This window comes from Cellulomonas sp. P5_C5, assembly GCF_054049655.1.
The window spans coordinates 61,592-83,950 of the sequence record NZ_JBFULY010000001.1 but is presented as its reverse complement, the minus strand read 5'-3'; the positions used below and the strand labels follow the sequence as shown (position 1 = coordinate 83,950).

Here is a 22,359-nt window from a genome sequence, read left to right as displayed (position 1 = left end):
CCTGCGGGGTGGTCGACGCTCCGGACATGTGTCACTACCTCCGTGCCGGGAGGGGCCTGCTTCCCCTCGTCGACCGCCAGTCTGGCGCGCTCAGGGGTTGCAGCGCTCGCGGATCATGTCGATGGCGTCGACCTCGGGACGCCACGGCTCCAGGTTCCAGGTCGCCTTGTCCGGGGCGCCGAGCTCGTGGCACTCGAGCTGTGCCTGCATGCCGGGCGTGTCGGCGTCCGGCGCCAGCGCCACGACCTGCGCCCACAGACCCTCCTGCGCGGCCAGTCCGCGGGCACGGGCCCACGCGCTGGGCGTGACCGCGAGCGAGCGTCCGCCCTCAGCCTCGCCCCAGACGGCGCTCTCGACGGCGACGGAGGTGAACCAGAGGGACGCGGCGTCGTCGAGCCGGACGACGTCGGGCCCCACCTGGACCAGCGCGGTGCCCCACGGGTCGGTGGTCAGGCCCGCGACGAACGCGCCGGTGCCGTCGCGGACGGCGGCGGTCCCGTCGGTCAGGGCCGCGATGGTCAGGCCCTCCGGTGCGGCGATCAGCGCGCCGCTGGGGACCGCGGCGCGGGCGGACCCGTCGGCGTCGACAGCCACCGCGAGACCGGGCACGGAGACGGTCAGCGTCACGGCGCCGGAGGTGACGGGCGTCCCGGTCGAACGGATCACGGCGGGGTCCGACGGGTCGACGGTGGGCGTCGGGGTGGCTGACGGGGACGCGGGCGGCGGCGGCGCGGCAGGGTCGGGGCTGCAGCCCGCCAGCACGAGCGCGACCAGTACCGGGACCAGGGCCGCCCTCGTTCTCACGTTCGGAACGGTACCTGCCGGTCCGTCAGCCAGACGCACTCCGACGGTGCGGCGGTCTCCGGCTCGGCGCCCGGACGGCTGCGCGCGACCACGGACGTCCCGGCGGGGAGCCGCCACGGGCGGGTCGAGGCGTTGAGCACCACGAGCGCGTCGCCGCGGCGGCCGACGAGAACCCCTGGTCGGGCGTCCTGCCACGTCAGGTCCTCGGTGGTCCAGAGGTCCGACCGTGCGGCGAGCGCTCGGTGCAGCACCGACCAGGTCGAGCCGGGGTCGGCCTCCTGACCGTCGCGGGCGTACTGCGACCAGGTCGGCGGGATCGGCAGCCACGGGGTGCCCGTCGTGAAGCCGACGCCCGGTCCGGACGTCCACGGCAGCGGGACGCGTGCGCCGTCGCGGTTGGGCAGCCGGCCGCCGGAGCGCAGCGACTGCGGGTCCTGCCACTGCTCCGGTGGCACGTCGGCGTCGGGCAGGCCGAGCTCGTCGCCGGCGTACAGGTAGAACGCGCCGGGCAGGGCGAGCAGGAACAGGTGCAGGGCCAGGGCGCGCTCGGGTCCGAGCCTCGTCGCGACGCGGGCGATGTCGTGGTTTCCGGCCACCCACGCGGGCAGGGCGCCGACCGCGCGGTGCGCCGCGAGCTGGGCGTCGACGGTCCGCCGAAGCGCCGCCGCGGACCACGGGGTCCGCAGGATGTCGAACGCGAACGCCTGGCCCAGCTCGTCGGGGCGCGCGAACGCCGCGGTGCGCTCTGGCGGACCCCAGGCCTCCGCGACCGCGGGGACGTCCCCGAGGACCGTGCGCCAGGAGCGATAGACGTCGTGCACCTCGGGCCGGTCCCAGTGCGGGTGCTCGACGTCCCCACGGACGTCGGAGTACGCCGGGTCCTTCGCCAGCCCGCCCGCGACGTCGACGCGGAACCCGTCGACCCCGCGGTCGAGCCAGAACCGCAGGGTGCTGACGAAGTCGGCCTGCACCACCGGGTCCGCCCAGTTGAGGTCCGGCTGCTCGGGCGCGAACAGGTGCAGGTAGGAGGAGCCGTCGGGCAGCGGCGACCACGCGGAGCCGCCGAACATCGAGCGCCACCGGGTCGGCGTGGACCGGACGTGGAACCGCGAACGCTCAGGACCTCCGGCCTTCGCGGCGACGAACCACGGGTGCTGGTCGGACACGTGGTTGGGGACCAGGTCCATGAGCACCCGCAGCCCGCGCTCGTGCGCCGCGGCCAGGAACGTGTCGAACCCCGCGAGGTCCCCGAACAGCGGGTCGATGTCGCGGTGGTCTGCCACGTCGTACCCGTGGTCGGCCTGCGGCGAGCGGTACACCGGCGTGAGCCACACCGCGTCGACGCCCAGGCGGGCGACGGCGTCGAGCCCGGCGGTCAGACCCGCCAGGTCACCGACGCCGTCGCCGTCCCCGTCCAGGAAGGACCGGACGTACACCTGGTAGACGACGGCCGTGCGCCACCACGACCTCACACGCGAACCAGCTCGATCAGCACGATCGACGGGTTCGGCAGGTCGACCGTCATGTCCGTCCCGTCCAGCGGGCGCTCCGTGACCGCGAGCCGGTCCGCCGCGCGCAGGGTCGCCCACTGCTCGTCGGTGGGCCAGTCGGCGCCGTCGGACATCGACGACCACAGGGCCGCGATGTTCGAGTGCTCGGCGTCGACCCGCGACTCGCGGACGGTCCACCCGCCGTCCGGGAGGCCGTCGAGCACCACCCTGGCCGTGCGGGCCAGCACGGTGGACCCGTCCACCTTGCCCTGGTCGAGGGTGCCGTTCCACAGGGCGACCGCGATGCGGTCCTCGTCGCGGGACGCCCACACCTCGACCAGGCTGTCCGCGCCGTCGCCGGTCACGGTCGCCGCGACCTCGTCGCGACCCAGCTGCTCCAGCAGCCACAGCGCCCACCACCGGGGCTTGCGCAGCTCCCCGACGGTCCGCAGCCCGAACCCGCCGTGCAGCAGCCGCGGCGGGCGGCCGAGCTCCTCGAACTGGTCGGAGACCACCCAGTAGGACAGGGCGTCGATGCGTCCGGCGGCCGAGCGCATGCCGCGGACCAGGAACGCCGCGGAGAACACGCCGTCGTTGGCGTTCCCGAAGTGCGTCGGGCTGACGCCCCACTCGGTCCACCAGATCTGCGCGTCCTCGCGCCCGTGCCGGGCGAGCGTCGCCCGCACGTCCAGGGGCGCGTTGCCGTAGGTGTGCGTCGAGACGAAGTCGACGGGTGCGCCGGACGAGGCGACGTGCTCCAGGAGCCCGTCCACCCACCCGGCGGCCGCCGTCGACGGCCCGCCGACGACCAGCTGGTCGTCCACCGCGCGCACGGCGTTCACCGTGACGTCGTACAGCCGCCAGAACTCGTCGCGCGTGCCGGACCAGAACACCTCGAGGTTCGGCTCGTTCCACACCTCGAACGACCACCGGGACCGCACCTCGTCCAGCCCGTAGCGGTCCACCAGGTGCTGCACGAGCGCCGTGATCAGGCCCGCCCACCGGTCCCAGTCCTTCGGTGGGGACACGATCGCGCCGTAGTCGAACACGGTCACGTCCGGGTCGGACGCCAGGTCGCGCGGCATGTACGACAGCTCGACGACGGGCCGCAGGCCGAGGGCGAGCAGCGCGTCGTAGGTCGCGTCGACGCCCGTGAAGTCGTGCACGGGCTCGTCGTCGATCTCGCGGTAGACGCCGAGGTCGTCGCACAGGATCGCGTGCGCCCGGACGGTGGAGACGCCCAGCTCGTCGTGCGCGGCCCGCAGCGCCGACGTGAGGTCGGCGGAGATGCTCTGCCCGCCCACCGTCTCGTCGCTCAGCAGGAGGCTGAGGTGCTCGGAGCCGATCATGGGCCGCCACGGGCGGGGCAGCTCGCGGACCACGGTGCCCAGGTCCACGAGCACCTCGACGCCGGCGTCCTCGAGCTCCAGCGACGCCGCGACGACCTCGTCGCCGGTCGGACCGGTGACGTCCACGTCGGTGACCGTCGCGACCGCGTACCGGTGCGCCACGCCGGGCTCGCCCGTGGTGTCCGCGTAGGGCCCGTGCGGCACCGCCAGGACGTCGCCGCCCCGGTGGTCCAGCGGTGTGCCGTCGCGGACCACCTGGTACCCGACCGCCCCCTCCACCGGCTCCCAGTGCAGCGTCACCTGACCGACCCCCGGCGAGGCGTACAGCCCCGCCGGGGGAGCGAGCACGGGGATCTCCCCGGCCGCCGCGGTGTCGGAGCGGCGCCCGATCCTGTTCTCCCAGTCCGTGCGTGCCTCGGTCACTTGATCACCCCCGCGCTGAACTCCTCCTGGCCGATGAGCGGTCGCAGGACCTTCTCCACCTGGCGGGTGCCGAACGACTCGTGCAGCACGTCCCCGCCGAGCACGTTGCCCAGCGCGCCCAGGACCATGCCCTGGTCGAGCGACAGGTACCGCTTCGCCTGGGTGTTGGAGCGGACCGCGACCGAGTCGTAGAACCCGCCGTCGCCGTAGGCGCCGAGCACGGTCTCGATCTTGCGCAGGTTGTCGACGGCCTCGCGCGGTGCGTACGGCAGCGCGAGGAACGACGCGTGCGGGGTGACGACGCCGTCACCGAACGTCGGCGCCGGGTTCGTCGCCTCGCGGCAGCCCTCGTAACCCGCGTCCACGTTCGTCTTCTCCGCGTCCGACGGGTACCCGGTCGGGTCCATGCCGATCGCGTCGACGCCGTACACGTTGTACGTGCCGAACGGGTCGCTCGCGGGGGAGAAGCCCCAGTAGCCGTAGCCGGCCTCGTCCAGGCCGTGCTCGATGTGCGCACGGACGGCGAGCGGGTGGTTGACGCCCCAGCTCTTCGGCGCCCACGTCGACTCGGGCACGAACATGTCGGGCATGAGCTCCTCGAACATGTCCCCGCCCCACGTCGGGACGATGTGCATGCCGCGGTAGGTGAACGCACCCTCGAAGACCTCGGTGCCCGCGTAGGTGCGGAACACGCCGACCGGGCGCTGCTCCAGCCAGTCCCAGTCACAGGCGGCCGGGAACGTGCGGGCCGTCGCGAAGTAGTGCTCGGGGGGGATCTGGCCGCGCGCGATGCCGATGTAGCTGGCGATCCGCGGCTCGGAGTTGGTGATGTCGTAGTGGTTCTTGGTGAAGTACACAGGCACCCCGGCGACGGTCCCGGGGTCGGTCTCCACGTTCGGCGGGTCGGCCCAGAGGCCGCCGCGCAGCAGGCCGGCGCGGGTCGGGTCGCCCCGGTTCGCGGCCGGGTCGTAGAACGCCCCGAAGTTCATCGGCTCCAGGAGCGCGTCCGCCTGCCGGCGCAGGGACGGCTCGGCGGTGCGGACCACCATGAGGGCCGCGGCCATCCACCCGTTGTCCACCGAGGACAGGAACGGGTAGATCGTCTCGCCCGTCGGGAAGACCGTGAGCTTCGCCGCGGAGGCCTCGTCGTACCAGTTGTAGAACATGCCGCTCGGCTCGTGCCGCTCCATCGTGGCGAGCGTGGTCAGCGTCTGCTTCAGCCGCTGCCGGGCCTCGCGCTTGCTGATGATCCCGAGCTCCTCCGCGGAGATCGTGGACCACAGGTAGGCGCCGATGTTCGTCGGCGACGTGTAGCCGGACCGGGTCGCCGGGTCCAGGGACGCGTCGATGTTGTCGGCCGGCAGGCCCGTGGTCTCGTCCGTCATGGCGACGAACGAGGTCCACGTGTCCTGGCCCCAGCGCTTCAGGTCGGCACGGTCGTGCCGGCTCAGGCCGAGGTCGTCGTGGTGGTGCCGCCCACCCGCGGACGCCGTCGTGGCACCCGTCAGGACGAGGGCGGTGGCAGCCGCGACGGCTGCCAGGGGTCGGAGTCTCATCATCGAGCCCTTCATGATTTCAGGCCGGTCGTCGCCAGACCCTGGACGAAGTGCTTCTGCAGCGCGAAGAACACGATGAGGATCGGGACGACCACGACCATCGCGCCGGCGAGCAGGAGCCCGTACTGCGTCGAGTTCTGCCCCACGCTGACCAGCGCCAGCGCCACCGGCAGGGTGTACATCTCCTCGGTGCTGGACACGACCAGCGGCCACAGGAAGTTGTTCCACGAGCCGAGGAACGTGAGGATCGCGAGCGTGGCGAGGGCCGGCTTGCACAGCGGCATGACCACCCGCGCGAAGATCCGGAACTCCCCGGCCCCGTCCACGCGCCCCGCGTCGATCAGCTCGTCGGGGATGCCCTGGATGAACTGCCGCATGAGGAACACGCCGAACGGTCCGGCCAGGAACGGCAGGATCAGCCCGAAGTACGTGTTGACCATGCCCAGGTTGCTGACCAGCACGAACAGCGGGACCAGCGTGACCATCCCGGGGATCATCAGCGTCGCCAGCACCAGCCGGAACAGCCAGGTGCGGCCCCAGAAGTCGAGCTTGGCGAACGCGTAGCCGAGCATCGAGCAGAACACCAGGTTGCCGAGCGTCACGACGACCGCGACGGCGACGGAGTTGGCGAAGAACAGCGGGAAGTCGAGCCGCGTGAACAGCTCCCGGAAGTTGTCGAGCGTCGGGCTCTGCGGCCACCACGTGGGCGGGTTGGCGCGCAGCTCGCCCTCGGTCTTGACCGACCCGAGGGCCATCCAGACGAACGGCGTGACGACGAGCACGAGGCCGATGCCGAGCACGGCGTAGAGCCACGGGCGGGCCTGGGGCTCACCGATGTGAGAGCCGACGGTGCCTCGCGGTTTCGTGTCCTGGACGGTGCTCATGCGGACTCACCTCCCGAACGACGGAACCAGCGGCGCTTCGACCCGGTCGCGTCGTCGCGCTCGCCGAGGACCTTGAACTGGATGATCGTGAGCAGCACGACCGCGGCGAAGAGCACGTAGCTCATCGCGGCCGCGACCCCGTAGTTGCCGAACCCGAACGTGTTGTAGACCAGGTAGGCGACCGAGAGCGTGCTGTTCAGCGGCCCGCCCTGCGTCATCACGAACGGCTCCTCGAAGAACTGCAGGAACCCGATGCCCGTGATCACGCCGGCGAAGAGCATGGTCGGCCGGATCGTCGGGATCGTGATCCGGCGCAGCCGCTGCCACGCGGTGGCACCGTCGAGCGCGGCGGCCTCGTGCAGGGCCTTGGGCACGGACTGGAGCCCGGCCAGGAAGATCACGACGAGCGTGCCCAGCGACCGCCACACGGCCATCGCGATGAGCGAGGGCATCGCCCAGGTGGTGCTGCCCAGCCAGTCGGGACCGGTGATGCCCACCCAGCCCAGCACCTCGTTGATCAGGCCGTTCTCCGGCCGCAGCATGAACCGCCACACCACGGCGACGGCCACGATCGAGGTGACGACCGGCATGTAGTAGCCGATCCGGAAGAACCCGGCCAGCTTCGTGATGCCGGTGTTCAGGGCGACCGCGATGGCGAGCGCGGTGAGCATGGTCAGCGGGACGCCGACGACGACGAAGTAGAGCGTGTTCGTCGCGGCCTTCCGGAACGTCGGGTCGGACAGCACGGTGGCGAAGTTGTCGAGCCCGACGAAGTTCACCGCGAACGGGTTCTGCAGGTCCCGGCTCTTGATGTCCGTGACGCTCATGAAGAGCGACGACAGGACGGGCCACGCCGTGAACACCAGGAACAGCAGCACGAAGGGTGCAGCCATGCCCCAGGCGGCGATGCTGCGCCGTCGGCGCAGGGGGGAGGAGCGCCGGACCCGGGGGGCGGCCTGGTCGGCCGCCCCCGGTGCCCGCACGCCCGACCCGGAGGTCAGGGTCGTGGACATGAGGTCAGAGCCCCGTGCCGATCGCCTCGGCCTGCTGCTGGATGGCCGTCGCAGCCTCCTGCGGGTCCATCCCCGCCTTGCAGACCTTCTCTAGCTCAGTGTCGATGACGTTCGCGATCTGCTGCCAGGTCGGGATCGACGGCGGCGCCTGCGCGGTCGTCATCTGCTCGCCGAACACGGCGAGCGCCTCGTCGGAGGCCAGGTCGCCCTCGTCCCACGCGGACTGCACGGCGGGCAGGTCGCTGGTGGTCGCGTACCACTCGGCCTGGATCTCCGGCTGGCTGAGCCACTGGACGAACTTCCAGGCGGCGTCGCGGTTCTCGGAGCTCTTGAAGACGGCGAGGTTGCTGCCGCCGATGAACGACGCCTGCTGCTCGTCGGCGGGCAGCGGCGCGAGGGTCACCCCGTCGAGGAAGCCCTCGCCGCCGGTCTCGTCGAGGATCCCGATGTGCCACGGGCCGGACTGGAACGCGCCGATCTTGCCGGCGACGAAGTCGGGCTCCATGGTGCCGTCGGGCAGCTCCTTCGGCGCGACGCCCTCGGTGAAGTAGGACTGGTAGTACGTCAGCGCCTTGACGAACTCGGGGCTGTCGAACGTGAACTCGGTCTGGTCGGCGTTCATGATCTCGGCGCCCGCCTGCCACGCGAACGGCAGGAACGTCTGCCACGCGCCGGTCTGCCCGGCCTGCAGCGTGATGCCCCACTGGGCGCCGGCGGACTGCATGCCCTTCGACGTGGCCATCAGGTCGTCCCAGGTCGCGGGCGTCGGGGAGACGCCGGCCTGCTCGGCGAGCGCGGTGTCGACGAACAGCACCCGCGTCTCCACGTACCACGGCACGGCGTAGGAGACCCCGCCGACCTCGGTGGAGCCCCACGCGCCCTCGAAGAACGCGGACTCGTCGATGAGGTCCGGGGGCGTCGGGTCCAGGCCGCCGCTCGTGGCGAACTCCCCCATCCAGGTGGTGCCGATCATGGAGACGTCGGGGACCTCGTCGGCCGCGATGGCGGTCGCGATCTTGTCGTGGGCGGCGTCCCAGGGGATCGCCGTGACGTCGACGGTCACGTCGGGGTTCTCCTCGGTGAAGGCCTGGGCGAACTCGCCCAGCGCCTCACCCTCGGTGCCCATGGCCCAGACCGTGATGTCGCCGCTGACGTCACCGGTGGCGACCGGGGCCGCGCTGGCGTCCTCGCCGGCGGCGTCGTCGCTGCGACCGCAGCCGGCGGTCAGGGCGAACGTGGTGACGGCCAACGCGGCGACGCTGACGCGCATGGATCTCTTCATGCTGGTTCCTCCTCGAACCGGACGGCCCCTCGTGGGGTCCGTCAGGGGTGCGTGCCGCAGCTGTCGCGGACCACCAGGTCGGTGGCGAGCGACTCGTGCCGCGGGGTCGTGCGTTCCTTGGTGATGCGCTCGTCCAGCACCTCGGCGGCGAGCGCGCCGAGGGTCCGCATGGGCTGCCGGACGGTGGTCAGTGCGGGACGCGCGTGGCGTGCAGCCATCACGTCGTCCCAGCCGGTGATCGCGATGTCGCGGCCGACGCGCAGGCCGATCTGCTCCGCGGCGACGATGGCGCCGAGTGCGATCTCGTCGTTGGCGCACACGAGGGCGTCGGGGCGGTCGTGAACGGCGAGCAGCCCGGCTGCGACGCGCGCGCCGGACTCCTCGTCGAACAGGCACGGCGTCACCGTCGGTTCGATGCCGTGGCTCCCGAGGCCCTCGCGGACCCCGCGCCAGCGTTCGGCGACGTCGGGCGACATCTCGGGCGACCCGAGGAAGGCGATCCTGCGCAGGCCGTGGCCGGCGAGGTGCTCGCCGAGGGCACGGGCCGCGGCGAGGCCGTCCGCGCGGATCGAGTCGACGCCGGCGACCTCCGGCCGGGCCACCACGACGACCGGGAGGCCGAACGCGCTGAGCTCCTCCACGACGTGGTCGTCGACGGTCCGGCCGAGCAGCACGATCCCGTCCACGCGGCCGGCGAGGTCGCGCACGGCGGCGGCGGGGTCGGGCCGGCCGTGGGTGGCCAGCACCAGCACGCTGCGGCCGAGCCGCGAGGCGGTCTCCTCGTACCCCAGCAGGACCTCGGCGTAGTAGGGGCCGGACAGGTCGGGGAAGACGATCCCGTTGGCGGCGTGGGTGCGGGCGGCCAGCGACGTACCGGCGTGGCTGGGGCGGAAGCCGAGCTCCTCGACGGCGGCGAGCACCCGGGCGCGGGTGGTGTCCGCGACGGGTGCCGACCCGTTCAGGGCCCGGGAGACGGTCGCGATCCCGACGCCGGCACGTGCGGCGACGTCGTAGATCGTCACCGTGCCCGAGTCGTGGCCCGAAGGCGTAGGAAGCGCTTTCATGTGGTGACCGTCACACTCCCTGACGAGTTGCGCAACTCGAGCGAGTCCCCGTGATCACGGTCATCTCGCGCAATTGCCAGTCACGTCGGCCTGTCGCCGCAGGTCAGTACCGCGATCCCCGGGCCGGGGGATACGGCCGCAATTGCCCGGAAACTCGTCGGCGCGGACGCTGCTCCGGACCGTGTCCGGGCGCCGGTATCCTGTGCGCGTCTGCCGACGTCGGCCGCGCGGCCACCGAGCCGGCGCCGAGCCACGGGTCTCCACCGAGGGAATCGATGACCACCGCACCTGCGCGCGCCCCCCAGACCGACACCGTCGACGTCGCGGCCGCGACCCCCGACCAGGAGCAGCCGTTCACGGAGCTGGGCCTGAAGCCGGACGAGTACCAGCGGATCCGGGACATCCTGGGCCGCCGCCCCACGGCCGCCGAGCTCGCGATGTACTCGGTCATGTGGTCGGAGCACTGCTCGTACAAGTCGAGCAAGAACCACCTGCGCCAGTTCGGCGACAAGACCACCGACGCCATGAAGGAGCACCTGCTCGTCGGCATCGGCGAGAACGCGGGCGTCGTGGACATCGGCGACGGCTGGGCCGTGACGTTCAAGGTCGAGTCGCACAACCACCCGTCCTACGTCGAGCCCTACCAGGGCGCGGCCACGGGCGTCGGCGGCATCGTGCGGGACATCATCTCGATGGGCGCCCGCCCGGTCGCCGTCATGGACCAGCTGCGGTTCGGCGCCGTCGACCACCCCGACACCGCCCGCGTGGTGCACGGCGTCGTGGCCGGTGTCGGCGGCTACGGCAACTCCCTCGGCCTGCCCAACATCGGCGGCGAGCTGGTGTTCGACGCCTCCTACCAGGGCAACCCGCTGGTCAACGCGCTCTGCCTCGGCGTGCTGCGGCACGAGGACATCCACCTGGCCAACGCCTCGGGCGCGGGCAACAAGGTGGTCCTGTTCGGTGCGCGCACGGGCGGCGACGGCATCGGCGGCGCGTCGATCCTGGCGTCCGAGACGTTCGACGACACCAAGCCCTCCAAGCGCCCGTCGGTGCAGGTGGGGGACCCGTTCATGGAGAAGGTGCTCATCGAGTGCTGCCTCGAGCTCTACGCCGCGCGCGTGGTCGAGGGCATCCAGGACCTGGGCGCCGCCGGCATCTCCTGCGCGACCAGCGAGCTGGCGTCCAACGGCGACGGCGGCATGCACGTCGACCTGGAGAACGTGCTGCTGCGCGACCCCACCCTGACCGCCGGCGAGATCCTCATGTCGGAGTCGCAGGAGCGCATGATGGCCGTGGTCCGGCCCGACCAGCTCGACGCGTTCCTGGCCATCACCGGCAAGTGGGACGTCGAGACGGCCGTCATCGGCGAGGTCACCGGCACCGGCCGCCTCACCATCGACCACCACGGCCTGCGCATCGTCGACGTCGACCCCAAGACCGTCGCGCACGAGGGTCCGGTCTACGACCGCCCGTACGCGCGCCCGGCCTGGCAGGACACGCTCAACGCCGACACGACGGCCGCGCTGCCGAAGCCGTCGACCAACGCCGAGCTCCGCGCCACGGTGCTGGAGCTCCTGGCCAGCCCGAACCTCGCGTCCAAGGCGTGGGTGACCAACCAGTACGACCGCTTCGTGCAGGGCAACACCGCGCTCGCGCAGCCCGACGACTCCGGCGTGATCCGGGTCGACGAGACCACCGGCCTCGGCGTCGCGCTCGCCACGGACGCCAACGGTCGCTACGCCAAGCTCGACCCGTACACGGGCGCGCAGCTGGCCCTGGCGGAGGCGTACCGGAACGTCGCGACGACGGGCGCCCGTCCGCTCGCCGTGACCGACTGCCTCAACTTCGGCAGCCCTGAGCACCCCGACTCCATGTGGCAGCTGGTCGAGGCCATCCGCGGGCTGGCCGACGCGTGCCAGGTGCTCGAGGTGCCCGTCACGGGCGGCAACGTCTCGCTCTACAACGGCACGGGGGAGCCGGGACTCATCGACTCCGCCATCCACCCGACACCGGTGGTGGGCGTGCTGGGCGTCCTCGACGACGTCGCCGACGCCACCCCGTCGGGCTGGACCGCCCCGGGTCAGGCCGTCTACCTGCTGGGTACCACGCGCGCGGAGCTCGACGGGTCGGCGTGGGCCGACGTCGTGCACGGCCACCTCGGTGGGCTGCCGCCCACCGTAGACCTGGCCGCCGAGCGCCGGCTGGCCGAGGTCCTCACCCGGGCCAGCCGCGACGAGCTCGTCGACGCCGCGCACGACCTCTCGGAGGGCGGTCTGATCCAGGCGCTCATCGAGTCGAGCCTGCGGTTCGGCGTCGGCGTCCAGGTGTCGCTCGAGTCGCTGTGCGCGCGGGACGGTGTCACGCCGTTCGAGGCGCTGTTCTCGGAGTCGACCGCCCGCGTGCTCGTCGCGGTCCCGCGCTCGGAGGAGGTCCGCCTGGTCGACCTCTGCACCGCGCGCGGCGTCCCGGCGCTGCGCCTGGGGGAGACCGCCGAGTCGTGCTCGCCGGGCGCCGGCACGCCGACCGACGCCGCCGACCACGTGCACGGTCCCGCGGTCGAGGTCCAGGGCGTCTTCACGCTGCCCCTGACGGACGCGCGCGAGGCCCACGAGGGGACGCTCCCGCACTACTTCGGCTGACCCGCGCACGACGAGCCCGACAGGGGGGGGGGGGCGCTCTGCGGCCGATGACGGCACCCCTGTCGGGTTCGCCGTCGCCGGGGAGGACGCGTGGCCGGACGGGCGGCTCGATCCCGTCCTCGCGGCCGCGCCTATTTCCGTAGCCCCTCGCCGCCGCACGCTCCTACCGTCGAGGACGTGACCGACCTCTTCCGTGTGGTGCGCGCCGACAAGGGCGCCGTCCTCGTGCTGCCCGCCGACTGGCTCGACGGAGCCCACGAGCCCCATCGGGTCACGCTCGACAGGGACGGCCTGCTCGCGACGGAGGACGGCGACCGGCTCGCGCCGACGGTCGGGGACTGGCTGGGCATCGACGACACCGGCCCGAGCCTGCGTCCGCGCACCACCGCCCTGGTCCGCGACAGCGCGGGCGCGACGTCCCGGGTCCAGGCGCTCGCCGCCAACATCGACGTCGTGCTCGTGGTCGAGCACCTCGAGCCCGACCCGGACCTCGGCCGCGTCGAGCGGCTGCTCACCCTGGCGTGGCGTTCCGGCGCGACCCCCGTCGTGGTCCTGACGAAGGCCGACCTCGTCCCGGACCCGGACGGCATGACCGCGGAGGTCGAGGCGGTGGCCCTCGCGGTCGACGTCCACACGGTCAGTGTCCCCACGGGCCGGGGTCTCGACGCCCTCCGGGCCCTGCTCGTGCCGGGTGCCACCCTCGTCGTCGTCGGCCCGTCGGGCGCCGGCAAGTCCACCCTGGTCAACGCGCTGGCCGGCCGGGACGTGATGGCGACGGGAGAGCGGCGGGTCGACGGCCGCGGCCGGCACACGACGACGCACCGCGAGCTGGTCCCGCTGGCCGGTGGCGCGATGCTCATCGACACGCCCGGCATCCGCGGGGTCGGCGTGGTGGCGGACGAGGACGCGCTGGACACGACCTTCGCGGACGTCGCCGGGCTGGCCGCCGCGTGCCGGTTCGCCGACTGCCACCACGCGGGGGAGCCGGGCTGCGCGATCCAGGCGGCGCTCGACAGCGGGGAGCTCGCCGAGCGCCGGTTCGACAGCTGGCGCCGGCTCGCGCGCGAGGCGGCGTACCAGGCGCGGAGGTCGGACGCGCGGCTGCGCGCCGAGGAGCGCGACCGGTGGAAGAAGGTCACCAAGGAGTACCAGCGGGGCCTGCGCGGACCTGGTCGCCCGCGCCCCTGAGCCGGGCGCGGAAGCGCATCGACGACCCGGATCAGGTACCAAAACGTTTCGGATCCTGCCGAGCGCTCGCCAGACCTCAGGGCGGTCGGGTTTCCTCGTCGAGACCGGGGTGCGCCGCCGTCATCGCCGACGCGCGGCCCGCCCCGCCCAGACACAGACGTCCCGAGGAGACCCATGCCCACCCGCAGATCCGCCACCGCGCTGCTCGCCGCCGCGGCCATCGCGGTCGGAGGCCTCACAGCCGCCGCGACCGCCGCGCAGGCCGCCCCCGGCTGCAAGGTCGAGTACAAGATCACGAACCAGTGGGGCGGCGGCTACGGCGCCGACGTCACGGTCACCAACCTGGGCGACCCGGTCAGCTCCTGGACCGTCGGCTGGACGTTCACGGCCGGACAGAAGATCACGCAGCTCTGGAACGGCACCGCGACCCAGAGCGGCTCGTCGGTCTCGGTCGCGAGCCTGCAGTACAACGGCTCGCTGGGCACGAACGGCAAGACGAACTTCGGGTTCAACGGGTCGTGGAGCGGGTCCAACCCCGTACCGGCCACGTTCACGGTCAACGGCACCACCTGCACCGGCACCACGCCGACCCAGACACCGACGCCCACGCAGACGGCGACCCCGACGCCCACCCCCACGGTGACCGCGACGCCCACCCCCACGCCGACGCAGACCCCCACCCCGACGCCGACCCCGACGCAGACCACGCCTCCGCAGCCGGCCGGCAACTTCTACGTCGACCCGACCACGCAGGGCTACCGCGCGTGGCAGGCGGCGGGCGGCAGCGACAAGGCGCTCCTCGAGAAGATCGCCCTGACCCCGCAGGCCTACTGGGTGGGCAACTGGGCCGACGCGTCGCACGCCCGTGCCGAGGTGGCCGACTACACCGGTCGCGCAGCGGCGGCGGGCAAGACCCCGATGCTCGTCGTCTACGCGATCCCCGGCCGCGACTGCGGCAACTACTCCGGCGGCGGCGTCGCCGAGTCCGCCTATGCGGCCTGGATCGACACGGTCGCGTCCGGCATCCAGGGCAACCCCTACGTGATCCTCGAGCCCGACGCGCTCGCCATGCTCGGCGACTGCAGCGGCCAGGGCGACCGGGTCGGCTTCCTCAAGTACGCCGCCAAGGCGCTGACCCTCAAGGGTGCCCGCGTGTACATCGACGCCGGCCACTCGGCGTGGCTGCCCGTCAGCACGGCCGTGAGCCGTCTCAACCAGGTCGGCTTCGAGTACGCGGTCGGCTTCGCGCTGAACACGTCGAACTACCAGACCACCGCGGCGTCGAAGTCGTACGGCCAGCAGATCTCGCAGCAGCTGGGCGGCAAGAAGTTCGTCATCGACACGTCCCGCAACGGCAACGGCTCCAACGGCCAGTGGTGCAACCCGAGCGGCCGCGCCCTGGGCGAGAAGCCGACGCTCGTGAACGACGGCTCCGGTCTCGACGCCCTCCTGTGGGTCAAGCTGCCCGGCGAGTCCGACGGCACCTGCAACGGTGGCCCGTCCGCCGGTGCCTGGTTCCAGAGCATGGCTCTGGAGCTCGCCCGCAACGCGAAGTGGTGACCTCTCCTCAGCAGTAGGTCATCCCCATGAGCTCGCGGACGTCACGGATCGTGGCGTCCGCGAGCTCGTTCGCGCGTGCGTTGCCCGCCGCGAGGATCTCGGTCACGAGCCCCGGCTCGGCGGCGAACAGGGCGCGACGGGCCCGCAGGGGAGCCAGGTGCTCGACCAGGGCGTCCGCGACCACCGCCTTGAGGTGCCCGGAGCCGCGCGACCCCACCTCGTCGGCGATCGTCTCCGGCGGCACGCCCGTGCACAGCGACGCGAGCAGGAGCAGGTTCGCCACCTCGGGCCGCGCCACGGGGTCGTAGGTGATCACCCGGTCCGAGTCGGTCTTCGCGGACCGGATCGCGCGGACCGTCTCGTCGGCGCTCGCCCGCAGCGCGATGCCGTTCCCGTTGCTCTTGCTCATCTTGCGGCCGTCGGTGCCCAGCACCACGGGAGCATCGGACAGCAGCGCCTCGGGCTCCGTGAAGCACGGCCCGTAGCGCTGGGTGAACCGCCGCACGATCGTCCGCGTGAGCTCCAGGTGCGGCAGCTGGTCCCGGCCCACCGGCACGACGTCCGCGTGGCAGAACAGGATGTCCGCCGCCTGGTGCACGGGGTAGGTGAGCAGCAGCCCGGACAGCGACCGGCCTGAGTCGGCCAGCTCCTGCTTGACCGTGGGGTTCCGTTCCAGCTCCGCGACGCTCACCAGCGACAGGAACGGCAGCATGAGCTGGTGCAGGGCGGGCACGGCGCTGTGCGTGAAGATCGTCGCGGCATCGGGGTCGATCCCGGCCGCGAGGTAGTCGAGCACGATCTCGTGCACGTTGCGCCCGACGTCACCGGTCACGTCCCGGTCGGTGATCACCTGGTAGTCGGCGAGCACGAGCAGCGTCTCGACGCCCGAGCGCTGCAGCCGCACCCGGTTGGCGACCGTGCCGAACAGGTGGCCGATGTGCAGCGGGCCGGTCGGGCGCTCGCCGGTGAGCATGCGGGGCTGTGTCATGGGGGGACTCCTTCTTCCGAGGGGAGCCGCGCACGTGCCCGGAGACAGCGATGCCCCCGTAGCCGCGTGAGCAGCTCGGGGGCAGGACGACCGCGGGCTGCGTCTAGAGCAGCCAGCGCCAGGTCGTCGAGGACATGGCCACGAGGCTAGCGGACGTCTCCGTCGCGTCAACCCGCGCCGAGCCGTCCCGCGTCCTGCGCCGGCCCGTGACGAGCCCGGCGTGCTCGGCGGCCTCGGTTCCCCCGACGACGGCGACCCGCTCTGGGGCGAGGGAGAATCGAGCCATGCCGCCGCGTCGACGTACCGATCCTGCCGACGGGCGGGCCGCGCTCGCCGTCTGGCGGGCCGACCCCGCCGGCGCGCCGACGGCCGCGCGGCGGACCGCGGTCCGGTTCACGCTCGAGGAGCTGGCCGACGTGGCGCCCGGCAACGCGGTCGAGGTGCGGGTCCCGCCCGACGGTGCCGTGCAGGCGGTGGAAGGACCTCGTCACACCCGCGGCACCCCGCCGAACGTCGTGGAGACGGACGCGCAGACGTGGCTTGGGCTGGCCACCGGGGCGCTGACGTGGGAGTCCGCTGTGGCCGACGGACGGATCCGGGCGTCCGGCGAGCGCGCCGACCTGCGGGAGTGGCTCCCGCTGCAGGCCGCCCGCGACCGCGGCTGAGCTTGGTGGGGTGGGCACCCGCGGGCCCTGACCTAGGATCACGGGGTGCCTGACGACCCCCAGCCCGCCGACACCCCGGACGCCGCCGAGCAGCCGGCAGCCATCGCCGCGCAGCCGGTCGAGCCCTCGGACGTGCCGCCCGCATCCTCCGAGCCTGTCGCCCTCGACGCCCGCGGCGTGCCGATCCCGTCGGAGGCGGAGCTGGACCGGGTCGCGGAGCCGGCCGTCGTCCGGCACGCCCCGAAGTACGGCGCCTTCATCACCACGGGCGTCCTCGTCGGCATCGTCGTGGGGCTCGTGCTGGTCGCGGTCGTCCGCCCCGAGGTCCCCTGGGTGGCCGACGGCTCGGGCTTCATCTCGTTCCTCGACGGCGAGGGTGCGGTGCGCACCGTCATGGCCGTCGCCGGTGGTGTCCTCGGCGGCTTCCTCGGCGGGCTGGTCGCGGTGCTGGCGGACCGGCGCAGCGTCCGCAAGGCGGTCCGCCCGACCGTCTGACGGGTGGGCGCCCTGGTCGCCCACGACGAGGACTGTGCGACCATAGGCGAGTGGCCCCCCGCGCAGACGGACGTCTGAACCACGACCTCCTCCCCAACGAAAAAGGCCCCCAGGACGCTTGTGGCGTCTTCGGTGTGTGGGCACCTGGCGAGGAAGTCGCCAAGCTGACCTACTTCGGCCTCTACGCACTGCAGCACCGTGGTCAGGAGTCGGCGGGCATCGCCACCTCCAACGGCCAGCAGCTGCTCGTGTACAAGGACATGGGCCTGGTGTCCCAGGTCTTCGACGAGACGGCGCTGAACGCCCTGCAGGGGCACATCGCCATCGGCCACACGCGCTACTCGACCACCGGTGGCAGCACCTGGGAGAACGCGCAGCCGACGCTCGGCCCCACGGCGGCCGGCACGGTCGCCCTGGGCCACAACGGCAACCTGACCAACGCCGCGGAGCTGGTCGACCTCGTCGCCGAGCGCTACGGCAGCCAGCGGCGCGGAGAGCTCGCGCGCGGCAACACCACGGACACCGCGCTGATCACGGCCCTGCTGGCGGGGGACCCGGACCACACGCTGGAGGCCACCGCGCTCGAGGTGCTCCCGCGCCTGCGCGGGGCGTTCAGCCTCGTCTTCATGGACGAGCACACCCTGTACGCCGCACGGGACCCGCAGGGCGTCCGGCCGCTCGTCCTCGGCCGGCTGGAGCGCGGCTGGGTCGTGGCCAGCGAGACCCCGGCCCTGGATATCGTCGGCGCCTCGTTCGTCCGCGAGATCGAGCCCGGTGAGTTCATCGCGATCGACGCCGACGGTCTGCGCAGCAGCCGGTTCGCGTCGGTCGACCGCGCCGGGTGCGTCTTCGAGTACGTCTACCTGGCCCGTCCCGACACCTCGATCGCGGGCCGCTCCGTGCACGCCGCGCGCGTCGCGATGGGCCGTCGCCTCGCGGTCGAGCACCCCGTCGAGGCGGACCTGGTCATCCCCGTGCCGGAGTCCGGGACGCCCGCGGCCGTCGGCTACGCCGCGGAGTCGGGGATCACGTTCGGTCAGGGGCTGACCAAGAACGCCTATGTCGGTCGCACCTTCATCCAGCCGTCGCAGACGCTGCGCCAGCTCGGCATCCGGCTCAAGCTCAACCCGCTCAAGGACGTCATCCGCGGCAAGCGCCTGGTGGTCGTCGACGACTCGATCGTCCGCGGCAACACCCAGCGCGCACTCATCCGGATGCTGCGGGAGGCGGGCGCGGCCGAGGTGCACGTGCGCATCAGCTCCCCGCCGGTGAAGTGGCCCTGCTTCTACGGCATCGACTTCGCGTCTCGCGCCGAGCTCATCGCGAACGGCCTGGGGGTCGACGAGATCGCCGCGTCGCTCGGCGCCGACTCGCTCGGCTACATCTCCCCGGAGGGCATGATCGCCGCCACCGAGCAGCCCGCGTCGCAGCTCTGCGCCGCCTGCTTCACCGGCCAGTACCCCATCGAGCTGCCGCCCGACGACAGGCTGGGCAAGTTCCTGCTCGAGCAGAACGAGCTCCCGCTGGGCGCCCCGGAGGACGGGCTGCTGTCCATCGTCCCGAGCGCCGGCGGCGCGACCGCCCTGGACCACCCGTGAGCGGGGCGCAGGGCGGCTCCGTCACGTACGCAGCGGCGGGCGTCGACACCGAGGCCGGTGACAAGGCCGTCGAGCTGATGAAGGACGCCGTCCGGGCGACGCACGGACCCCAGGTGCTCGGCGGCGTCGGAGGCTTCGCAGGGCTCTACGACGCGAGCGCGCTGCTGACCTACCGCAAGCCGCTGCTGGCCACGTCGACCGACGGCGTCGGCACCAAGGTCGCCATCGCGCAGGCGCTCGACATCCACGACACCATCGGGTTCGACCTGGTGGGCATGGTGGTCGACGACATCGTGGTGGTCGGCGCGAAGCCGCTGTTCATGACCGACTACATCGCGTGCGGCCGCGTGGTGCCCGAGCGCATCGCGGGCATCGTGCGCGGCATCGCGGCGGCCTGCTCGGTGGCGGGGACGGCGCTCGTCGGCGGCGAGACCGCGGAGCACCCCGGCCTGCTGGGTCCTGACGAGTACGACGTGGCCGGTGCCGCGACGGGCGTCGTCGAGGCCGACCAGCTGCTCGGTCCGGAGCGCGTGCGGGCCGGTGACGTGCTCCTCGCGCTCGGCTCGAGCGGTCTGCACTCCAACGGGTACTCGCTGGTCCGCAAGGTCGTGTCGGTGGCCGGCTGGTCCCTGGACCGCCACGTCGACGAGCTCGGCCGCACGCTGGGCGAGGAGCTCCTGGAGCCCACCCGCGTCTACGCCTCCGACTGCCTCGCGCTCGCCGACCGGGCAGGTGTCGCCGGCCTGCACGCGTACAGCCACGTCACCGGTGGGGGACTCGCGTCGAACGTCGCGCGCGTGCTGCCGCAGGGACTCGTCGCGGACATCGACCGCGCCGGCTGGACCCTGCCGCCGATCTTCTCCCTGGTGCAGCGCCTCGGGCAGGTGCCGTGGACCGACCTCGAGGGCACCCTCAACCTGGGTGTCGGCATGGTGGCGATCGTCGCCGCCGACGCCGTGGACGGGATCCTCGCGCACGCCGCCGAGCTCGGACTGCCCGCCTGGGAGCTGGGCACCGTCCGGCACGCCGACCCGGCGATCGACGTCGTCGGTGCCCCGGGCTTCGTGGCCGGGACGAAGGGTGTGCACGGCGGAGCGGTCCAGCTCACCGGTGCCTACCGGGCGTAGCCCGCGGGCCGGATGGCCCCAGCGCTGCACAGCGTCCGGCGCAGCGGACGGGTCGCCGCCCAGGCTGAGCCAGTGGCGGCGTCGGAGCACGCAGGGCCGGCTGGGTCCGGCGACGAGCAGGTCAGATCGCCGACGATGCGCGCAGCGCACGCCGGGACCGGCAGCGGAGAGCGTGGCTCGCACGTGCGCCGCCGCCGTCGGGAACCGCAGGCGCGGTGTCGACGAGCAGACGTGGCCCAGCAGCACGCATGGCCCACGAGCACGCGAGCTGGGCCGACGTCACCGACGGGCCCGGCGAGCAAGGCTCAGAGAGCGACGTGCGAGACGAGCGACAGCTCTGCTGCCGCCGTCTCGCTCGGCGATCTCGTGGCGTGCGCGAGATGAGTGACGACCGCGTCAGCGGTCGTCGTCGGACCAGCGGCGGTAGTCGTCGCTGTCGTCGTCAGTGTCCGTCTCCACAGCCGCGCGAGGGCGGTTGTCGGTGACGACATCGTTGTGGCCGTGCGACGTGAGCTCCTGCTCGAGAGCTCGGTAGTTGGTCTCCGGGCTGAAGTACTTCAGCTCCCGGGCCACCTTCGTCTGCTTAGCCTTCTGACGGCCGCGCCCCATGGCATCGACCCCCTCTTACGTGGATGCGGGGCGGCTCCGTGCTGACACGTGCGGCCCCGGGGTGCTGAATCGTCTCTTCGAGGGGCAACGGTACATGCTCGTTCGCTATTCCGACCACTCGCCGCGGGCGATCCGCGTCACGTGCTCCGTCCGGCCCGGTCGCCGGCAGGCGGGAGTCCAGGTCGGCCGTCCAATCGTGCGTGGACAGTGCGCGCGTCGGGGTGAATGACCGATTGGTCGGGTTTAGGGTGGTGCTGTGGCCGCGGAGTGGAGCGGTATGAGAGTTGTATGAGAGTCCTGTGTAGGTTTGTTACGCGAACGTGTCCTGGAATGCGCTATCTGCGGCTTTCGTTCATGCTAGAGAGCGATGTCATGGTTTGGGCATCGACGACGTAGGCTCGCCATCCCGAGAACGTTTCACACGGTTGGACCTGCACCACCCGCACCTGAACTGGCCAGGGGCCGACATGTCGGCACCGCAGGCCGCACGCTTGCCAGGAGGCAGCTGATGAACGCACACCCCGTAGAGACCGAAGCACTGCTCACGCCCTCCGAGGTCGCGACTCTGTTCCGGGTTGATCCGAAGACCGTCACCCGGTGGGCCAAGGCCGGGAAGCTGTCCTCGATCCGCACCCTCGGTGGTCACCGGCGCTACCGCGAGTCCGAGGTGCGCGACCTGCTGAACGGTGTTCCGCAGCAGCGCCCGTCGGACGGCTGAGCGACCACACCCGCCCCGGCCGAGCCCGTCGACGACGATCGACGGGTCCTCGGCCGTCGAGCGCATGGCACGACCGTACGACCTGAATGCCTCCGCAGAACTGCGAGGGTCGCGATGACGCGACCCTCGCAGCTCTCGTTCCCGGCACCCGGTGTCTCAGGACCGGGCGTTCACTCCTTGTGGCGCCCCGCCGCGACGACGAGCGCGAGCAGCGCCGCCACCCCCGCCACGGCGCCGCCGATGATCGCGATCGCCTTCTTGCGCGCGTCCGGCGAGGAGTCGCCGCTCGTCGCGTCCCGCCAGAGCTGACGTCCCGAGTCGACCGCCCGGCCGGCCTGCGCGCGGGGGTCCAGGCGGGCCACCAGCTCGTCCACCGTCGACGCCAGCTGGGCGCGCGTCACGGCGAGCTCGGCCTCCAGCGCCACCATCTCCGGCGTGCTGAAGGGCTTCTGCGTGCTCGCGGGCTTCTCGACCGACTCGTCGCTCATGCGCTGAACCCCGCCTTCACCGCTGCGATGTCGTTCTGGACGTTCTCGATCGCCTTCGCCGGTGTGGGTGGCGACCCGGCCTTGACGCGGTTGATGCCGATCAGGACCAGGATCACGATGACCAGCAGCAGGAACGCGCACACGATGAGCGCGGCCAGCCAGAGGTCCAGCCAGAGGTCCAGCACGATGATGCTGGTGGCGATCCCGGCGCCCAGCAGGTAGAGCGCGAGGACGGCGCCGGCCACGATCAGCCCCGCGCCGACGCCCAGCTGCTGCGCCCGCCCGGTGATCTCGGCCTTGGCCAGGTCGATCTCCGCGCGGACGAGCCGCGCACCCTGCTCGCTGAGCTCGGACACCAGCTGGCCGAGCGACTTCTCGTCGTTCGGCAGTCCCGACTGCGTGGTCATGGGCACGGCCTC

20 protein-coding genes are annotated in these 22,359 nt (G+C 72.4%); 8 read left to right on the top strand and 12 right to left on the bottom strand.

Annotation, left to right across the window (positions count from 1 at the left end; translation table 11 throughout):
* Window positions 1-90 precede the first annotated feature (90 nt).
* The 8 genes from ACXJKF_RS00425 to ACXJKF_RS00390 are packed head-to-tail and all read right to left on the bottom strand — an operon-like array spanning window position 91 to window position 9,865.
* Entirely contained in the window at window positions 91-804 is a 714-nt protein-coding gene (locus ACXJKF_RS00425; protein ID WP_456785770.1) for a DUF2599 domain-containing protein, read from the bottom strand.
* On the bottom strand, window positions 801-2,276 hold the full coding sequence (locus tag ACXJKF_RS00420; RefSeq protein WP_456785769.1) for an alpha-amylase family glycosyl hydrolase: 1,476 nt from the start codon (window positions 2,274-2,276) through the stop codon (window positions 801-803). The genes ACXJKF_RS00425 and ACXJKF_RS00420 overlap by 4 nt, the downstream gene beginning before the upstream one ends.
* A complete protein-coding gene (locus ACXJKF_RS00415; protein WP_456785768.1) occupies window positions 2,273-4,066 on the bottom strand; it encodes a GH39 family glycosyl hydrolase in 1,794 nt (597 codons plus the stop codon). Before ACXJKF_RS00415 ends, ACXJKF_RS00420 begins: the two co-directional genes overlap by 4 nt.
* The gene (locus tag ACXJKF_RS00410; protein WP_456785767.1) at window positions 4,063-5,622 is read right to left on the bottom strand and encodes a glucoamylase family protein; all 1,560 of its coding nucleotides are present in this window, start codon (window positions 5,620-5,622) and stop codon (window positions 4,063-4,065) included. Before ACXJKF_RS00410 ends, ACXJKF_RS00415 begins: the two co-directional genes overlap by 4 nt.
* An 11-nt stretch (window positions 5,623-5,633) precedes the next feature.
* Window positions 5,634-6,506, bottom strand: a complete 873-nt coding sequence (locus tag ACXJKF_RS00405) for a carbohydrate ABC transporter permease (protein WP_456785766.1) — start codon at window positions 6,504-6,506, stop codon at window positions 5,634-5,636.
* Window positions 6,503-7,519, bottom strand: coding sequence for a carbohydrate ABC transporter permease (locus ACXJKF_RS00400; protein WP_456785765.1), 1,017 nt, complete (start codon window positions 7,517-7,519; stop codon window positions 6,503-6,505). The genes ACXJKF_RS00405 and ACXJKF_RS00400 overlap by 4 nt, the downstream gene beginning before the upstream one ends.
* A gap of 4 nt (window positions 7,520-7,523) precedes the next feature.
* Window positions 7,524-8,801 (bottom strand): sugar ABC transporter substrate-binding protein, encoded by a 1,278-nt coding sequence (locus tag ACXJKF_RS00395; protein ID WP_456785764.1) that lies wholly within the window; start codon window positions 8,799-8,801, stop codon window positions 7,524-7,526.
* Window positions 8,802-8,842: 41 nt separating this feature from the next.
* Entirely contained in the window at window positions 8,843-9,865 is a 1,023-nt protein-coding gene (locus tag ACXJKF_RS00390; protein WP_456785763.1) for a LacI family DNA-binding transcriptional regulator, read from the bottom strand.
* A gap of 275 nt (window positions 9,866-10,140) precedes the next feature.
* Here ACXJKF_RS00390 and purL point away from each other — a divergent pair, with 275 nt between their 5' ends.
* The 3 genes from purL to ACXJKF_RS00375 all read left to right on the top strand — a co-directional run bounded on the left by purL (window position 10,141) and on the right by ACXJKF_RS00375 (window position 15,252).
* The gene (gene purL, locus ACXJKF_RS00385) at window positions 10,141-12,504 is read left to right on the top strand and encodes a phosphoribosylformylglycinamidine synthase subunit PurL (RefSeq protein WP_456785762.1); all 2,364 of its coding nucleotides are present in this window, start codon (window positions 10,141-10,143) and stop codon (window positions 12,502-12,504) included.
* 177 nt (window positions 12,505-12,681) lie between these two features.
* Window positions 12,682-13,692 (top strand): ribosome small subunit-dependent GTPase A, encoded by a 1,011-nt coding sequence (gene rsgA, locus ACXJKF_RS00380; RefSeq protein WP_456785761.1) that lies wholly within the window; start codon window positions 12,682-12,684, stop codon window positions 13,690-13,692.
* A gap of 174 nt (window positions 13,693-13,866) precedes the next feature.
* Complete coding sequence (locus ACXJKF_RS00375; protein WP_456785760.1) at window positions 13,867-15,252, top strand: glycoside hydrolase family 6 protein; 1,386 nt, start codon at window positions 13,867-13,869, stop codon at window positions 15,250-15,252.
* A gap of 7 nt (window positions 15,253-15,259) precedes the next feature.
* Here the strand turns inward: ACXJKF_RS00375 and trpS are convergent, their stop codons facing one another.
* The gene (trpS, locus tag ACXJKF_RS00370; protein ID WP_456785759.1) at window positions 15,260-16,240 is read right to left on the bottom strand and encodes a tryptophan--tRNA ligase; all 981 of its coding nucleotides are present in this window, start codon (window positions 16,238-16,240) and stop codon (window positions 15,260-15,262) included.
* Window positions 16,241-16,524: 284 nt separating this feature from the next.
* On the opposite strand from trpS, the gene ACXJKF_RS00365 reads away from it, so the two are divergent.
* Genes ACXJKF_RS00365 through purM form a run of 4 tightly spaced genes read left to right on the top strand, consistent with a single transcriptional unit; the run spans window position 16,525 to window position 20,125 of the window.
* Window positions 16,525-16,905 carry a sterol carrier family protein gene (locus ACXJKF_RS00365; protein WP_456785758.1) on the top strand — a complete coding sequence of 127 codons (381 nt, stop codon included), beginning with the start codon at window positions 16,525-16,527 and terminating at the stop codon, window positions 16,903-16,905.
* A gap of 45 nt (window positions 16,906-16,950) precedes the next feature.
* Window positions 16,951-17,400: a histidine kinase gene (locus tag ACXJKF_RS00360; protein WP_456785757.1), complete on the top strand. Its 450-nt coding sequence runs from the start codon at window positions 16,951-16,953 to the stop codon at window positions 17,398-17,400.
* A gap of 50 nt (window positions 17,401-17,450) precedes the next feature.
* Complete coding sequence (gene purF, locus ACXJKF_RS00355; protein ID WP_456785756.1) at window positions 17,451-18,998, top strand: amidophosphoribosyltransferase; 1,548 nt, start codon at window positions 17,451-17,453, stop codon at window positions 18,996-18,998.
* Entirely contained in the window at window positions 18,995-20,125 is a 1,131-nt protein-coding gene (gene purM / locus ACXJKF_RS00350) for a phosphoribosylformylglycinamidine cyclo-ligase (protein WP_456785755.1), read from the top strand. Before purF ends, purM begins: the two co-directional genes overlap by 4 nt.
* 396 nt (window positions 20,126-20,521) lie before the next feature.
* Here purM and ACXJKF_RS00345 read toward each other — a convergent pair whose 3' ends face one another.
* A complete protein-coding gene (locus ACXJKF_RS00345) occupies window positions 20,522-20,734 on the bottom strand; it encodes a DUF3073 domain-containing protein (RefSeq protein ID WP_055911492.1) in 213 nt (70 codons plus the stop codon).
* A gap of 508 nt (window positions 20,735-21,242) precedes the next feature.
* On the opposite strand from ACXJKF_RS00345, the gene ACXJKF_RS00340 reads away from it, so the two are divergent.
* Window positions 21,243-21,452: a BldC family transcriptional regulator gene (locus tag ACXJKF_RS00340; protein WP_456785754.1), complete on the top strand. Its 210-nt coding sequence runs from the start codon at window positions 21,243-21,245 to the stop codon at window positions 21,450-21,452.
* A gap of 170 nt (window positions 21,453-21,622) precedes the next feature.
* Here ACXJKF_RS00340 and ACXJKF_RS00335 read toward each other — a convergent pair whose 3' ends face one another.
* Together ACXJKF_RS00335 and ACXJKF_RS00330 are read right to left on the bottom strand one after the other, a co-directional pair.
* Window positions 21,623-21,940 (bottom strand): DUF3618 domain-containing protein, encoded by a 318-nt coding sequence (locus ACXJKF_RS00335; protein WP_456785753.1) that lies wholly within the window; start codon window positions 21,938-21,940, stop codon window positions 21,623-21,625.
* Window positions 21,937-22,347, bottom strand: a complete 411-nt coding sequence (locus tag ACXJKF_RS00330; protein WP_456785752.1) for a phage holin family protein — start codon at window positions 22,345-22,347, stop codon at window positions 21,937-21,939. The genes ACXJKF_RS00335 and ACXJKF_RS00330 overlap by 4 nt, the downstream gene beginning before the upstream one ends.
* Window positions 22,348-22,359: the final 12 nt, after the last annotated feature.

Excerpts from the sequence above, each read along its gene's own strand:
- ACXJKF_RS00335 (WP_456785753.1), bottom strand. The coding sequence starts at position 21,940 with ATGAGCGACGAGTCGGTCGAGAAGCCCGCGAGCACGCAGAAGCCCTTC.
- ACXJKF_RS00410 (WP_456785767.1), bottom strand. The coding sequence starts at position 5,622 with ATGAGACTCCGACCCCTGGCAGCCGTCGCGGCTGCCACCGCCCTCGTC.
- ACXJKF_RS00340 (WP_456785754.1), top strand. The coding sequence starts at position 21,243 with ATGAACGCACACCCCGTAGAGACCGAAGCACTGCTCACGCCCTCCGAG.
- ACXJKF_RS00345 (WP_055911492.1), bottom strand. The coding sequence starts at position 20,734 with ATGGGGCGCGGCCGTCAGAAGGCTAAGCAGACGAAGGTGGCCCGGGAG.
- ACXJKF_RS00375 (WP_456785760.1), top strand. The coding sequence starts at position 13,867 with ATGCCCACCCGCAGATCCGCCACCGCGCTGCTCGCCGCCGCGGCCATC.
- ACXJKF_RS00395 (WP_456785764.1), bottom strand. The coding sequence starts at position 8,801 with ATGAAGAGATCCATGCGCGTCAGCGTCGCCGCGTTGGCCGTCACCACG.
- ACXJKF_RS00405 (WP_456785766.1), bottom strand. The coding sequence starts at position 6,506 with ATGAGCACCGTCCAGGACACGAAACCGCGAGGCACCGTCGGCTCTCAC.
- ACXJKF_RS00365 (WP_456785758.1), top strand. The coding sequence starts at position 16,525 with ATGCCGCCGCGTCGACGTACCGATCCTGCCGACGGGCGGGCCGCGCTC.
- ACXJKF_RS00330 (WP_456785752.1), bottom strand. The coding sequence starts at position 22,347 with ATGACCACGCAGTCGGGACTGCCGAACGACGAGAAGTCGCTCGGCCAG.
- trpS (WP_456785759.1), bottom strand. The coding sequence starts at position 16,240 with ATGACACAGCCCCGCATGCTCACCGGCGAGCGCCCGACCGGCCCGCTG.
- ACXJKF_RS00400 (WP_456785765.1), bottom strand. The coding sequence starts at position 7,519 with ATGTCCACGACCCTGACCTCCGGGTCGGGCGTGCGGGCACCGGGGGCG.
- purL (WP_456785762.1), top strand. The coding sequence starts at position 10,141 with ATGACCACCGCACCTGCGCGCGCCCCCCAGACCGACACCGTCGACGTC.
- ACXJKF_RS00390 (WP_456785763.1), bottom strand. The coding sequence starts at position 9,865 with ATGAAAGCGCTTCCTACGCCTTCGGGCCACGACTCGGGCACGGTGACG.